The following is a 12609-nucleotide window of genomic DNA, read 5'->3' as shown; positions in this document are numbered from 1 at the left end:
ATGGCAGGCAACAAGAAAACGGGCGCCGCGGCCGAATCGAAAGCGCCGCGCAAGGGCGTCGAGAAACCGGCCGATAACGTCGTCGATCTGGAGATGAGCACGGGCGCGGACAGTCACATGGGATTGCGTTTGTGGCTGCGCATGCTGACGACGACCAACCTCGTGCAAGCCGAACTGCGCAAGCGCCTGCGCACCGAATTCGATACCACGTTGCCGCGCTTCGATCTGATGGCGCAGCTCGAACGTCATCCCGAAGGATTGAAGATGACCGAGCTGTCGCGCCGCATGATGGTCACCGGCGGCAACGTGACCGGCATCACGGATCAACTGGAAAAGGAAGGACTGGTCTCGCGTTATACCGATCCGAACGATCGGCGCTCGACGAGCGTGCGCCTCACGCCGCAAGGCCGCGCCGCATTCGACAAGATGGCGACCGCGCACGAGCAATGGGTCGTCGAAATGTTCGGCGGTCTCGAACTGAACGAAAAATCGCAGACGCATCAGCGGCTCGGCAAGCTGAAGCAACATCTGCTGAAGACGCTGAAGGACTGAGAGATTGAAGGAGATAACGATGACCTCATCCGCTGCCGGGGCGCTCTTCGCCGGCAATCGCGTAACGCTCGCGGAGTATCGCGCGACGCATTTCGGCTGGTCCGTGACGAGCGGCGTCGCGACCATCATGCTGAACAGGCCCGAGCGCAAAAATCCGCTGACGTTCGAATCGTATGCCGAATTGCGCGACCTGTTCCGCCAGCTCGCCTATGCAACCGATGTGAAAGCCGTCGTCATCCACGGCGCGGGCGATAACTTCTGTTCCGGCGGCGACGTGCATGAAATCATCGCGCCATTGATCGATCTACCGATGCCCGAGCTATTGCTCTTCACGCGCATGACCGGCGATCTCGTCAAGGCGATGCGTCATTGCCCGCAACCGATCGTCGCCGCCGTCGATGGCGTCTGCGCGGGCGCGGGCGCGATCCTCGCGATGGCGTCCGACATGCGTCTCGGCACCGCGCGAAGCAAGCTCGCGTTCCTGTTCGCGCGCGTCGGTCTCGCGGGCTGCGACATGGGCGCGTGCTCGATCCTGCCGCGCATCATCGGACAGGGGCGCGCGGCGGAACTGCTGTTCACGGGCCGCGCCGCGAGCGGCGACGAGGGCTATCAGTGGGGCTTCTACAACCGCCTTTGCGCGCCCGAAACCTTGCTCGACGAAGCAGCTAAGCTCGCCTCCGAACTCGTCTCGGGGCCAACCTTCGCGCACGGCATCACGAAGAAGATGCTGCATCAGGAATGGAGCATGAGCATCGACGAAGCGATCGAATCGGAAGCGCAGGCGCAAGCCATCTGCATGAGCACGCGCGATTTCGAGCGCGCCTATCGTGCGTTCGCCGCGAAGACGCGTCCCGTGTTCGAAGGAGACTAAATGGACGTCGATCCTCACAGCGCGCTCGCGTGGCCCTTCTTCGACGAACGGCATCGCGAACTCGCGCGCAATGCCGATGCGTGGGCGCAAGAGCATCTGAAGCACGTCGATCACGCCGATACTGATGCCGCTTGCAAGCGCCTTGTACGCATGCTCGGCGATGCGGGCTGGCTCAGGCATTGCATCGGCGGCACGCGTTACGGCGCATCGGGCGATACGATCGATACGCGCGCCGTGTGCCTGCTGCGCGAAACGCTCGCGAAGCACGATGGCCTCGCCGACTTCGCCTTCGCGATGCAAGGGCTCGGCTCCGGCGCGATATCGCTCGCCGGCACCGATGCGCAAAAGGCGCGTTACTTGCCGCGCGTCGCGAACGGCACCGCACTCGCGGCGTTCGCGTTGTCGGAGCCGGAAGCGGGATCGGACGTCGCGGCGATGTCGCTCGATGCGCGCATCGATGGCGACGCATACGTGCTGAACGGCGACAAGACGTGGATCTCGAACGGCGGCATCGCGGATTTCTATGTCGTGTTCGCGCGCACCGGCGAAGCGCCGGGCTCGCGCGGCATCAGCGCGTTCATCGTCGATGCGGATACGCAGGGCTTGCACATCGCCGAACGCATCGACGTGATCGCACCGCATCCGCTCGCGCGCCTGCATTTCGACGAAGCGCGCATACCGCGCAGTCAAATGCTCGGCGTCGCGGGCGAAGGCTTCAAGATCGCCATGCGCACGCTCGATATCTTCCGCACGTCGGTTGCGGCGGCATCGCTCGGCTTCGCGCGTCACGCGATGGAGGAAGGACTCGAACGCGCGGCATCGCGCACGATGTTCGGCCACACGCTCGGCGACTTTCAACTGACGCAGGCGAAGTTGGCGCAGATGGCGTTGACCATCGACACCAGCGCGCTGCTCGTCTATCGCGCGGCATGGCTGCGCGATCAGGGCGAGAGCGTCACGCGCGAAGCAGCGATGGCGAAGTGGCACGCGAGCGAAGGCGCGCAGCAAGTCATCGATGCAGCCGTGCAGTTGTGGGGCGGCCTGGGCGTGAAGCGCGGCACCGCGGTCGAATCGCTTTATCGCGAGATACGCGCGCTGCGCATTTATGAAGGCGCGACCGAAGTGCAGCAACTCATTGTCGGACGCGACCTGCTGAAAGCACACGGAGAACGCCGATGACACCGATAACGCCGCCTGCCTTCGACATGCCGATGCGTATCCGTTTCGCGCACTGCGATCCGGCGGGCATCGTCTACTTTCCGCAATACCTCGTGATGACCAACGCGCTCGTCGAGGACTGGTTCGATCACGCGCTTCGCATCGACTATGCGCGCATGATCTCGCAGCGGCGCGTCGGGCTGCCCATCGTCAAGCTCAATTGCGAGTTCTCGCGGCCAAGCCGTATGGGCGAAACGGTGACACTTACGCTTGCTGTCGATTCCGTCGGGCAGCGCTCGATTCGCATCGACATCGTCTGTCATTGCGATGGCGAAGTGCGCTTTCGCGCAAAGCAGGTGCTCGTGACGACATCGCTCGACGATGGCCATTCGATCGACATTCCCGCCGACATCGCACGCGCCATCGAACAGTTCGCGCCCGGCACGAGCCGCGCGCTGAAAGAGGAGACACGTTCATGAAGAAGACGCTTCTGCCTTCGGGCTGGGTCAAGCCGCGCGGCTACGCGAACGGCGTCGCGGCGCGCGGCACGCAGGTTTATATCGCAGGCCAGATCGGCTGGGACGAAGAGGCGCGCTTCGTCAGCAAGGCATTCGGCGCGCAGGCCGAGCAGGCGTTGCGCAATGTCGTGGCCGTGCTGCGCGAAGCGGGCGGTCGGCCCGAGCATCTCGTGCGCATGACGTGGTATGTGACCGACAAGCGCGCGTATCTCGCTGCGGCGAAGGAAATCGGCGCGGCGTTCCGCGAGACGATCGGCGATTACGACATCGCGATGAGCGCCGTGCAGGTGGCCGCGCTCATCGAAGACGATGCACTGGTGGAAATCGAAGCCACGGCTGTCATCCCCGACTAAGCGGAGAGCACGATGGAACGGTCAGCACACGTCGATACCTTCGCGCGCGATCACCTGCCGCCGCAGGAACAGTGGCCGGTGTTGATGCTCGACAACGCCGATGTCGCCTACCCCGCGCGCATCAATTGCGCGACCGAACTGCTGGATCGCGCGATCGAAAGCGGGCACGGCGAGCGTACCGTGATCTGGTCCGATGCGAACGGCGAGCCTCATGCAACGAGTTATCGCGAGTTGCGCGCGCTCGTGAATCGCAGCGCGCATGTGCTCGTCGATGAGATGGGCTTGCGTCCGGGCAATCGCGTGTTGTTGCGCGGACCGAATACCTTGCAGATGGCCGTTGCGTTCTTCGCGGCGTTGAAGGCGGGCCTCGTCGTCGTACCGACTATGCCGCTGTTGCGCGCGAAGGAACTCAAGCAGATCATCGACAAGGCACGCATCTCGGCCGCGCTGTGCGACGTGCGCCTGACCGAAGAGCTGAGCCGCTGCGCGACCAGAGGCGACGAGTTCCATTGCGAAGGCCTTGCGCAAGTCCTCACGTTTCACGACGATGCGCCCGCCTCGCTGGAATCGCTCGCAAGCAGCAAGCCCGAGCAGTTCGACGCGTGCGATACCGCCGCCGACGACGTGTGCCTCATCGCGTTCACGAGCGGCACGACGGGCGCGCCGAAGGGCTGCATGCACTTTCATCGCGATGTCCTCGCGATGTGCGATCTCTTTCCGCGACACATCCTGAAGCCCACGTCCGGCGATGTCTTTTGCGGCACGCCGCCGCTCGCTTTCACGTTCGGTCTCGGCGGACTCTTGTGCTTTCCGTTGCGCGTGGGCGCATCGACGGTATTGCTCGAGAAGCTCACGCCCGAAACGCTGCTGCAAACCGTGCAACGCTTTCGCGCGACGATCATGTTCACCGCGCCGACGTTCTATCGGCAGATGGCGCCGCTCATCGATCGCTTCGATGTATCGAGTCTGAAGAAGACCGTGTCGGCGGGCGAGGCCTTGCCCGACTCGACGCGTGCGCTGTGGCGCGAAGCGAGCGGCATCGAGATGATCGACGGCATCGGCGGCACGGAGATGATCCACATCTTCATATCGTCGGCGGGCGCGGACGTGCGTGAGCATGCGATCGGACGCGCAGTGCCGGGTTACGTCGTGCAAGCCGTCGACGATGCGATGCGGCCCGTGCCGCCCGGCACGCTCGGCAAGCTCGCGGTGCGCGGCCCGACCGGTTGCCGTTATCTCGCCGACGAGCGTCAGACCGGGTTCGTGCGCGATGGCTGGAACCTGCCCGGCGACTCCGTCGTGATCGATGAAGACGGCTACGTGTTCTATCAGGCGCGCGCGGACGACATGATCGTATCGGCGGGCTACAACATCTCCGGTCCCGAAGTCGAGAGCGTGCTCATGCAGCACGAAGCGGTCGCGGAATGCGGCGTCATCGGCGTGCCCGATGAAACGCGCGGACAGGTGGTGAAGGCGTTCGTCGTGCTCAATCCGGGGTTCGCCGGCGACGATGCGCGCATCGCCGAATTGCAGGAGTTCGTGAAGCGCAACGTGGCGCCGTACAAGTATCCGCGCGTCGTGGTGTTTCTCGATGCGTTGCCGCGCACGGAAACCGGCAAGCTCAAGCGCTTCGCGTTGCGCGCGATGTAGCAAGCTCGCAAAACGTTTGCTTGGTAGAGTATGGGCCACGCCCGCCGCGAGGCGGCTTGCCCACTCTTTCGAGCAAACAAGAAAAATGGTTCCGACGCATCGACACCTTGCCGTTTCCCTCTTTGCCGCACTCGCCGTGACCTCCCAGGCCGCATCGGCTGCGAGCAAGACGCTCGTGTTCTGCTCCGAAGGCAGTCCCGCCGGCTTCGATTCCGCGCAGTACACGACGAGCACCGACTTCGACGCGGGCGCGCATTCTGTCTACGATCAACTCGTCGAATTCAAGCGCGGCACGCTCGATCTCGTGCCGGGTCTCGCGCAGAAGTGGGACGAGTCGCCGGACGCGAAGACCTTCACGTTTCATCTCCGGCACGGCGTGAAATTTCAATCGACGTCATGGTTCAAGCCGACGCGCGACTTCAATGCGGACGATGTCGTGTTCACGTTCAAGCGCATGATCGATCCGAACGAGCCGTTTCAGAAGGCGCATCCCGTGAGCTTCCCGTATCTGACCGATCTCGGTTACGACAAGAACATCGCCGCCGTCGACAAGCTCGACGACTACACCGTGCGCTTCACGCTGAAGACGCCGGATGTCGTGTTCGTGCGCAACATCGCCATGGAATTCGCATCGATCGTATCGGCGGAATATGCCGCGCAACTGCTCAAGCAAGGCAAGCCGGAGGACCTGAATCAGAAGCCTGTCGGCACCGGCGCATTCGTGTTCCGCGACTATCAGAAGGACGCGACGATCCGCTACGACGCGAACCCGGATTACTGGAACCGCAAGGACGTGCATATCGACAAGCTCGTCTTCTCGATCACGCCGGATGCCGCCGTGCGCCAGCAGAAGTTGTCGAGCGGCGAATGCCAGTTGACGTCGTTTGCACGTCCCGCCGATATCGCCGCGTCGAAGCAGGATCCGAAGCTCGCTGTGCTGTCGGGTGTGGGCTTCAACGTCGCATACGTGGGCTACAACACGACGCACAAGCCGCTCGACAACGTGAACGTGCGCCGCGCGCTCGACATGGCGATCGACAAGCAGGCGATCATCAAGACCGTCTACGAAGGCGCGGCCACCGTCGCGACCAACCCGATGCCGCCATCGCAATGGTCGTATAACAAGGCGCTGAAAGATGCGCCGCACGATCCCGCGAAGGCGAAGGAACTGCTCAAGGAAGCGGGCTTCCCGAACGGCTTCACCATCACGTTATGGGCGATGCCGGTGCAGCGCGGCTACAACCCGAACGCGCGTCTGATGGCGCAACTGATTCAGTCGGACTGGGCGAAGATCGGCGTGAAGGCGAACATCGTCAGTTACGAATGGGCGGAGTACAACAAGCGCGCGAAGACGAACGGCGAGCACGATGCGATTCTCTACGGCTGGCTCGGCGACAACGGCGACCCCGACAACTGGCTCGGCACGACGCTGGGTTGCGACGCGGTTCACGGCAGCAACATGGCGAAGTGGTGCAACAAGCAGTTCGACGATCTGCTCGCGAAAGCGCGCCTCATCACCGATCAGAACGCGCGCACGAAGCTCTATGAAGAAGCGCAAGTGGTCTTCAAGGATCAGGTGCCGTACACGCCGCTCGCGCACGCCAACATCTTTCAGCCGATATCGAAGCGCGTGCACGGCTATCTGATCAGCCCGCTCGGCGGACATCGCTTCGACGGCATCACGCTCGACTGAGCGATCAGCCGCCGCGATACGACGCATCGATGCTGTCGTGCTGCTCGCGCTTGCTCGACTGCATTCCCGACGCTTCGGGCGTGTCGTGTCTGACGCCCTTCGTGTGCTGCGTGCCGTTCTCCCTGTGAGATACACGCTTCACCGCGCTTTTGCACGGCATGCTCGCCGCGCTGCACTCGTGCGCGATTGCGGGCAAGGCGGACGAGGCCGCGCTCGCGACGAGAAGAACGGCGATGGTCTTCGCTTTCATGGCAACCCCGTGAATCCGTCGATAAAAAGAGGCGCGATCCGTCGACACGGCTCCCGGAATGAAACCATCGTGCCGACGGCATCACGCCCGCTTCTCCAAATGCATGGCTTATGCCAATGACGCGCTGATTCGCGGCAAGTCTTACGGGATAAGGGAGAGGCTCGCCGAGCGATGAGCGCGTGGAGGCGCTTCTGTTGGACTGGAGCCAACGCTCGCGAGTCTCCTGTGCGTAGCGAACCGACATCGCGGTGACATGTCGACGAAACGCATGGTCTCTTTCTCGTGCTGCTCGTGATGGTGCTGATGAGCCCGATTCGTGACGCCTTCGTCGCTGCCCGCGCTTTTCCGACGCGCATTCGTTACGGCGCGCTCGCTATCGGCTTCGACGTATCCGTGTCGCGCTTCGGCGGCACGACGCCGCTCGTTACGGCATGGCTCGTCGATGCCGCCGGCAATCCGATGATGCCCGCGTACTATCTGATGGCGTCATCGGTGATCGGCGTGGTGTCGGTACTTGGGTTGCGCGAGACGGCGCGCGAGCCTTTGCTCGGCTCGGGACCGCGCGTCGCGACGAAGGCCGAAGCGGTCGCCCTCGCGCTCAGGAAGTTGAAGGTCGTGGAGGCCGGGAAGCGTGAACGCGAGGTCGTGGCGCAAAGAAAGCGCGCATGAATCGCGCAGCATTCATGCCGCGATGGCATGTCTCAACGCTTCAAGAAAGCGGACGTAAGCGGTCGCGCCGGGGTCCGCGTGGCCGATGCTGCGCTCCTGCACCCATGCGGCGCGACCCTTCTTCGATTGCATCGTCGCCGTCGCGCTGACTTGCTCGCGTGCTTTCGCAATCATCGCGTCGAGCGCATCCGCCGCGCTGCCTTGCGATGCGGCGAGCACGTCGAGACTCGGCACGAGCGCATCGAGCACGGTCTTGTCGCCGACCTGACTCTTGCCGCGTTCGATGATGCGCGCCGCCACCGCCTGCCCGATCGCGAGCGCCTCGTCGCGACCTATCGCCTCCTTGTCTTTCACGGTCTTCGCCGCCGCGATGAGACCGCCGCCGACGAGCGCCGCGAATGTCGATGGATTCGCCGTCGAGAACGCCTTCGCTGCGGCCAGCATGATGTCGTTCAACGTCGCCCTTTCCGGCAGCGCGCTCAATGCCTTCACGACCGCCATCGATCCCGCCTGCACGGTGATGCCGAGATCGCCGTCGCCGAGTGCGGCATCGAGATCGCGTAGTTCGTCGGCGTGAGCGGGAAGCGCGCTCAGCGCGCTTGTGAGGATGTTCCGCAGTTCCCTGCTTGTGACGCTCATCGCTGGCTCCTTTCAGGATTCGGTGCCGTCGCGGAAGAACGGCGAACGCGCGGGCGCTTCGAGCAGCACTTCGAGTTCATCGTCGAGCAGCATGATCGTGATCGATGCGCCCGCCATCTCCAGGCTCGTCACATATTCACCGACATACGAGCGCGCGATCTTGAGCCCTGCATCGCCGATGAGTTGCGCCGAACGTCGATAGAGCAAGTACAGCTCTTCGAGCGGCGTCGCGCCGAGACCGTTGACGAGCAGTGCGACGCGCGAGCCTCTCGGCGCGGCGAGATCGTCGACGATTTGCTTCGTGATGCGCTCCGCGATGGCGTCGGCGGTTTCGAGCTTGCCGCGATGCGTGCCCGGTTCGCCGTGTATACCGATGCCGATTTCCATTTCCCCTTCGGGCAGCGTGAACGTGGGCTTGCCTGCGGCGGGCAGGATGGTCGGTGAGAGGCCGACGCCCATCGTGCGGCAGTTTGCGTTGGCTTTGGCGCAGATGCGCGCGACGTCTTCGAGCGAATCGCCGCGTTCGGCTGCGGCGCCTGCGCATTTGAAGGCGAAGACCATGCCGGCGACGCCGCGCCGGTCGGCTGCGCGATCTTTCGGTGCGGAGGCGACATCGTCGGTCAACACGACTGTTTTTATGTCGATGCCTTCCGCTTCGGCGAGGTCGGCGGCGAGATCGAAGTTGAGGACATCGCCGCCGTAGTTGCCGTAGACGTAAAGCACGCCGGCGTCGCCGTTGACGGCTTTGGTCGCTTCGAAAATCTGTTCCGACGATGGCGACGAGAAGACGTTGCCGACCGCGACGCCGGCGCATAGCCCTTCGCCGACGTAGCCGAGGAAGCCGGGCATGTGGCCGGAGCCGCCGCCGGTGACGATGCCTACGCGGCCTTGCTTCGGGGCGTCAGCGCGGACTAGAGCGCGTTTGTCTTCCGTTGCAGCTTTTATCCATTTTGGATGGGCTTGTAGCAGGGATTCGATGATTTCATCGACGAAGGATTCGGGGTTGTTGATGATTTTTTTCATCTCGGTTTCGTCTCCGGTTTTTGCTTCGGTTCGCTTGCTTGTGCTTCCATGGAATCCTGCTTTCTTGTCGGTCTATTGGCTCTGCCCCTGTGCGGGGCGGCAGTCACTTTCTTTGCTGCTGCAAAGAAAGTAACCAAAGAAAGCAGCTTCTGTTGCGCCCGCGGTCACACGCACGTTGGCTAGTCCTCTCGTCCGCCGTGGCACTCGCCTAAAGGGTGCCCTCATCACGATCCCGGGCTTGGCTCGCGCACGGTATGCCATCACTCGCCACACAACAAACTGGTTCAGCATCAATAGCTCCGGCCCGCTTCGCGGCCGAGGGGTGAACGGGTCTACGCGCACTTCGCTGGAACGTCTCCATCCACGGCACTTACCGTCCATCGGTTTCCCTCGCAAACCCATCGGCAGCGCGTAGCGCTGTGCCGGAGCAGTTTCGTGCTGAACCAGCGCGCTGAAACGACCAGCTAGTCAGACGGTGCGCGAGCCAAGCCCGGTTGGACCTATGAGGGCGACACTTAGGCGAGTGCCACCGAGGACGAGAGTACTACCCAAACTGCGTGTGACAGCGGGCTTGATAAGCTGCTTTCTTTGGTTACTTTCTTTGCAGCAGCAAAGAAAGTGACTGCCGCCCCGCACAGGGGCAGTGCTAATAGACCACAAAGAAAACGGGACCAACCGAAAAAAATCAAACCTTCCTCCGCTGACTCAAAGCATCAAGCAAGACCGCGGCAAAGATGACTCCACCTTGAATGAACTGCGTCCAGAACGGATTCACTCCAAGAAGAGAAAGCCCGACATTGATAACGCCGATCAGCACGACACCGATAAAAGTCCCGACGATAGACCCACGCCCGCCCGCCAGCGAAGTCCCTCCAATAACGATAGCCGCGATAACCTGCAACTCGAGCCCATTCGCCGCCGAAGGCAAAGCCGAATTCAACCGCCCGGCAAGCACGATGCCCGCAATCGCCGCCGTCACCCCCGCAAGCATGTAGGTAAAGAACACCACACGCCTTACCGGAATCCCAGCAAGCCGCGCCGCTTCCTGATTCCCGCCGACGGCAAACACCTGATGTCCGAACGTCGTCTTGCGCAACAACACATGCCCCGCGACGAACACGACAAGCATCACCACCATCGGCATGGGTAAACCCGCAACGGTCCTGGCGCCAAACATCGTGAACGCGTTCGGAAAATCGAACTTGGTGCGGCCGTCGGAAATGGCGAGCGTAAGGCCGCGCGCCATGGCCATCGCGGCCAGCGTGACGATGAACGGCACGAGCCTCAGCCATGACACCACGAGCCCATTGAGCGCGCCCGCCAACGCGCCCACCGCGAGCGCAACGCATAGCCCCGTAACGCCGAGCCCGACCGCGCCCGGACTCGACCCCGCCATGACCGTCGCCGCCACCATGCCGCTCAACGCGACCAGCGAGCCAACAGAGAGATCGATCCCCGATGTGATGATGACGAACGTCCCGCCCACCGCTGCGATGCCAACGACCGACACCTGCACCATGATGTTCGTGAGCGTGCTCGTCGTCAGAAACTCGGGCGATGCGATCGACAACGCAATACAGATGATGACGAGCGCCGCGAACAATGGCCCGATGCCACTTCTCAACTGCCGGATCACGCGACGCGATAGCGCCTCGGTATCCGAACGATCGGCTGCCGTGGATGTCATGCGCCTGCTCCTGTCGTTGCCCACTGAATCACCGTTTCGGAATTGGCCTCGTCGCGCGCGATCTCGGCCACGATGCTGCCGCGATACATCACCAGCACGCGATCCGACATGCCCAGCAATTCCGGCAGCTCCGAACTCACCATGACGACCGCCGCGCCCGCGCGCGCCATCGTCACCATGTGCGCGTATATCTCCGACTTCGCGCCCACGTCGATGCCGCGCGTCGGTTCATCGAGCATGATGACGACAGGGCTCGTCGCCGTCGCGCGACCGAGAATCACTTTCTGCTGATTGCCGCCTGAAAGCGTCCCTGTGATCTGCAGCACCGACGACGCCCGCACGCCGAAGCGCGCGCTCGCTTCCTGCGCAAGCCTGCGCTTCTTCGCGCGGCTCACGAAGCCGCCGCTCGCGAGCGCCTTCAGGCTCGACAACGCAACGTTCTCTTCGATGTTCGCCTCCAGCACGAGCCCTTCGAGCTTGCGATCCTCCGACGTATAGACGAGGCCGTGACGCACGCCCTGCGTCGGCGAATGATTGCTGACCTTCTTGCCCTTCACGAGTATCTCGCCGCTCGTCACGGGCAACGCGCCGAAGATCGTCTTCAGCAACTCCGTGCGCCCCGCGCCCGCGATGCCCGCGATGCCGACGATCTCGCCCGCGCGCACCGAAAAGCTCGCATTGCGCAAGAGCGGCGCGCTCGCCAGATTGCGCAATTCGAGCACCACAGGACCATACTCGCGCGGCTCCCACGGATAGAACGATTCGAGGTTGCGCGCGACCATTGCCTGCACGAGATCGGCTTCGGTCCATCCGGACATCGGACGCGCGCCGACGGTCGCGCCATCGCGCATCACGACAGCCGAATCCGCAAGCTCGAACACTTCCTCCAGGTGATGCGAGATAAAGATGATGCCCATGCCCTCTTCACGCAGCCTGCGCACCACCGCATACAGATTCGCGATGTCATGGCTTTGCAGCGCGGCGGTCGGCTCGTCCATCACGAGGATGCGCGCATCGCGCGCGATTGCCTTCGCCACTTCGACGAGCTGCCGCTTGTTCAAAGGCAGATCGCCGAGACGCATCCACGGCGGCACGTTGTCGAGACCGACGCGCGCGAGCGCTTCGCGTGCCATCGTGTTCGCCTCGCGCATCATCACGAAGCCGTTGCGCGCGGGCATGCGGCCGAGGAACAGATTCTCCGCGACCGTCATGTCGTTGATGAGCGACAACTCCTGATAGATGACGGCCACGCCCGCATCGATTGCCGCGTTCGTGCCGCGCGCGAGCGGCATGCCGTCGATCTCGATCGTGCCTTCGTCGGGCTCGTATGCGCCCGACAGCACCTTCACGAGCGACGACTTGCCCGCGCCGTTCTCGCCGACGATCGCCATCACATGACGCGCATGCAACTCGAGGCTCACGCCGCGCAGCGCCTTCACGCCAGGAAAGCTCTTGACGATACCCTGCATGCGCAGCAGCGGCTTCGCTGCATCCGAAGCCGTGCGCGCAAGTGCTGCGGTTTCCGCTGTCATCTCGTGCATTCCGC

The 12609-nt window shown here is 63.1% G+C and carries 12 protein-coding genes and 1 pseudogene; 8 read left to right on the top strand and 5 right to left on the bottom strand.

The window, feature by feature from the left end:
- From AWB77_RS18790 to AWB77_RS18760, 7 genes are all read left to right on the top strand, one after another.
- Nucleotides 1–552: a MarR family winged helix-turn-helix transcriptional regulator gene (locus tag AWB77_RS18790; RefSeq protein ID WP_208601534.1), complete on the top strand. Its 552-nt coding sequence runs from the start codon at nt 1–3 to the stop codon at nt 550–552.
- 19 nt (nt 553–571) lie between these two features.
- Nucleotides 572–1423, top strand: a complete 852-nt coding sequence (locus AWB77_RS18785; protein ID WP_061135954.1) for an enoyl-CoA hydratase family protein — start codon at nt 572–574, stop codon at nt 1421–1423.
- Nucleotides 1424–2602, top strand: coding sequence for an acyl-CoA dehydrogenase family protein (locus AWB77_RS18780; protein WP_061135953.1), 1179 nt, complete (start codon nt 1424–1426; stop codon nt 2600–2602). It begins immediately after the preceding gene.
- A complete protein-coding gene (locus AWB77_RS18775) occupies nt 2599–3060 on the top strand; it encodes an acyl-CoA thioesterase (protein WP_061135952.1) in 462 nt (153 codons plus the stop codon). Before AWB77_RS18780 ends, AWB77_RS18775 begins: the two co-directional genes overlap by 4 nt.
- Entirely contained in the window at nt 3057–3452 is a 396-nt protein-coding gene (locus AWB77_RS18770; protein WP_061135951.1) for a RidA family protein, read from the top strand. The genes AWB77_RS18775 and AWB77_RS18770 overlap by 4 nt, the downstream gene beginning before the upstream one ends.
- Before the next feature lie 12 nt (nt 3453–3464).
- Entirely contained in the window at nt 3465–5102 is a 1638-nt protein-coding gene (locus tag AWB77_RS18765) for an AMP-binding protein (RefSeq protein ID WP_061135950.1), read from the top strand.
- Nucleotides 5103–5187: 85 nt separating this feature from the next.
- Complete coding sequence (locus tag AWB77_RS18760) at nt 5188–6795, top strand: ABC transporter substrate-binding protein (protein WP_061135949.1); 1608 nt, start codon at nt 5188–5190, stop codon at nt 6793–6795.
- Between the two features lie 4 nt (nt 6796–6799).
- On the opposite strand, the gene AWB77_RS18755 is transcribed toward AWB77_RS18760, so the two are convergent.
- The gene (locus AWB77_RS18755; protein ID WP_061135948.1) at nt 6800–7045 is read right to left on the bottom strand and encodes a hypothetical protein; all 246 of its coding nucleotides are present in this window, start codon (nt 7043–7045) and stop codon (nt 6800–6802) included.
- Between the two features lie 316 nt (nt 7046–7361).
- Here AWB77_RS18755 and AWB77_RS18750 point away from each other — a divergent pair.
- Nucleotides 7362–7714: pseudogene (locus AWB77_RS18750) on the top strand (MFS transporter); the annotation flags it as partial.
- 12 nt (nt 7715–7726) lie between these two features.
- On the opposite strand, the gene AWB77_RS18745 reads toward AWB77_RS18750, so the two are convergent.
- The 4 genes from AWB77_RS18745 to AWB77_RS18730 form a co-directional block, all read right to left on the bottom strand.
- A complete protein-coding gene (locus AWB77_RS18745) occupies nt 7727–8353 on the bottom strand; it encodes a DAK2 domain-containing protein (protein WP_061135946.1) in 627 nt (208 codons plus the stop codon).
- Nucleotides 8354–8365: 12 nt separating this feature from the next.
- Nucleotides 8366–9376, bottom strand: coding sequence for a dihydroxyacetone kinase subunit DhaK (locus AWB77_RS18740; protein ID WP_061135945.1), 1011 nt, complete (start codon nt 9374–9376; stop codon nt 8366–8368).
- A 685-nt stretch (nt 9377–10061) separates the two neighbouring features.
- Nucleotides 10062–11063, bottom strand: coding sequence for an ABC transporter permease (locus tag AWB77_RS18735; protein ID WP_061135944.1), 1002 nt, complete (start codon nt 11061–11063; stop codon nt 10062–10064).
- Entirely contained in the window at nt 11060–12604 is a 1545-nt protein-coding gene (locus tag AWB77_RS18730) for a sugar ABC transporter ATP-binding protein (RefSeq protein WP_208601532.1), read from the bottom strand. The genes AWB77_RS18735 and AWB77_RS18730 overlap by 4 nt, the downstream gene beginning before the upstream one ends.
- Nucleotides 12605–12609 lie beyond the last annotated feature (5 nt).

Source organism: Caballeronia fortuita (assembly GCF_001544835.2).
Taxonomy (GTDB): Bacteria; Pseudomonadota; Gammaproteobacteria; order Burkholderiales; family Burkholderiaceae; genus Caballeronia; species Caballeronia fortuita.
Note: the sequence above shows the minus strand (reverse complement) of the source record. Positions and strands in the feature narration are given on the sequence as shown.

Bases quoted from the DNA above. Each gene is read 5' to 3' on its own strand.
- AWB77_RS18790 (WP_208601534.1), top strand. From the start codon at position 1: ATGGCAGGCAACAAGAAAACGGGCGCCGCGGCCGAATCGAAAGCGCCG.
- AWB77_RS18785 (WP_061135954.1), top strand. From the start codon at position 572: ATGACCTCATCCGCTGCCGGGGCGCTCTTCGCCGGCAATCGCGTAACG.
- AWB77_RS18780 (WP_061135953.1), top strand. From the start codon at position 1,424: ATGGACGTCGATCCTCACAGCGCGCTCGCGTGGCCCTTCTTCGACGAA.
- AWB77_RS18775 (WP_061135952.1), top strand. From the start codon at position 2,599: ATGACACCGATAACGCCGCCTGCCTTCGACATGCCGATGCGTATCCGT.
- AWB77_RS18770 (WP_061135951.1), top strand. From the start codon at position 3,057: ATGAAGAAGACGCTTCTGCCTTCGGGCTGGGTCAAGCCGCGCGGCTAC.
- AWB77_RS18765 (WP_061135950.1), top strand. From the start codon at position 3,465: ATGGAACGGTCAGCACACGTCGATACCTTCGCGCGCGATCACCTGCCG.
- AWB77_RS18760 (WP_061135949.1), top strand. From the start codon at position 5,188: ATGGTTCCGACGCATCGACACCTTGCCGTTTCCCTCTTTGCCGCACTC.
- AWB77_RS18755 (WP_061135948.1), bottom strand. From the start codon at position 7,045: ATGAAAGCGAAGACCATCGCCGTTCTTCTCGTCGCGAGCGCGGCCTCG.
- AWB77_RS18745 (WP_061135946.1), bottom strand. From the start codon at position 8,353: ATGAGCGTCACAAGCAGGGAACTGCGGAACATCCTCACAAGCGCGCTG.
- AWB77_RS18740 (WP_061135945.1), bottom strand. From the start codon at position 9,376: ATGAAAAAAATCATCAACAACCCCGAATCCTTCGTCGATGAAATCATC.
- AWB77_RS18735 (WP_061135944.1), bottom strand. From the start codon at position 11,063: ATGACATCCACGGCAGCCGATCGTTCGGATACCGAGGCGCTATCGCGT.
- AWB77_RS18730 (WP_208601532.1), bottom strand. From the start codon at position 12,604: ATGCACGAGATGACAGCGGAAACCGCAGCACTTGCGCGCACGGCTTCG.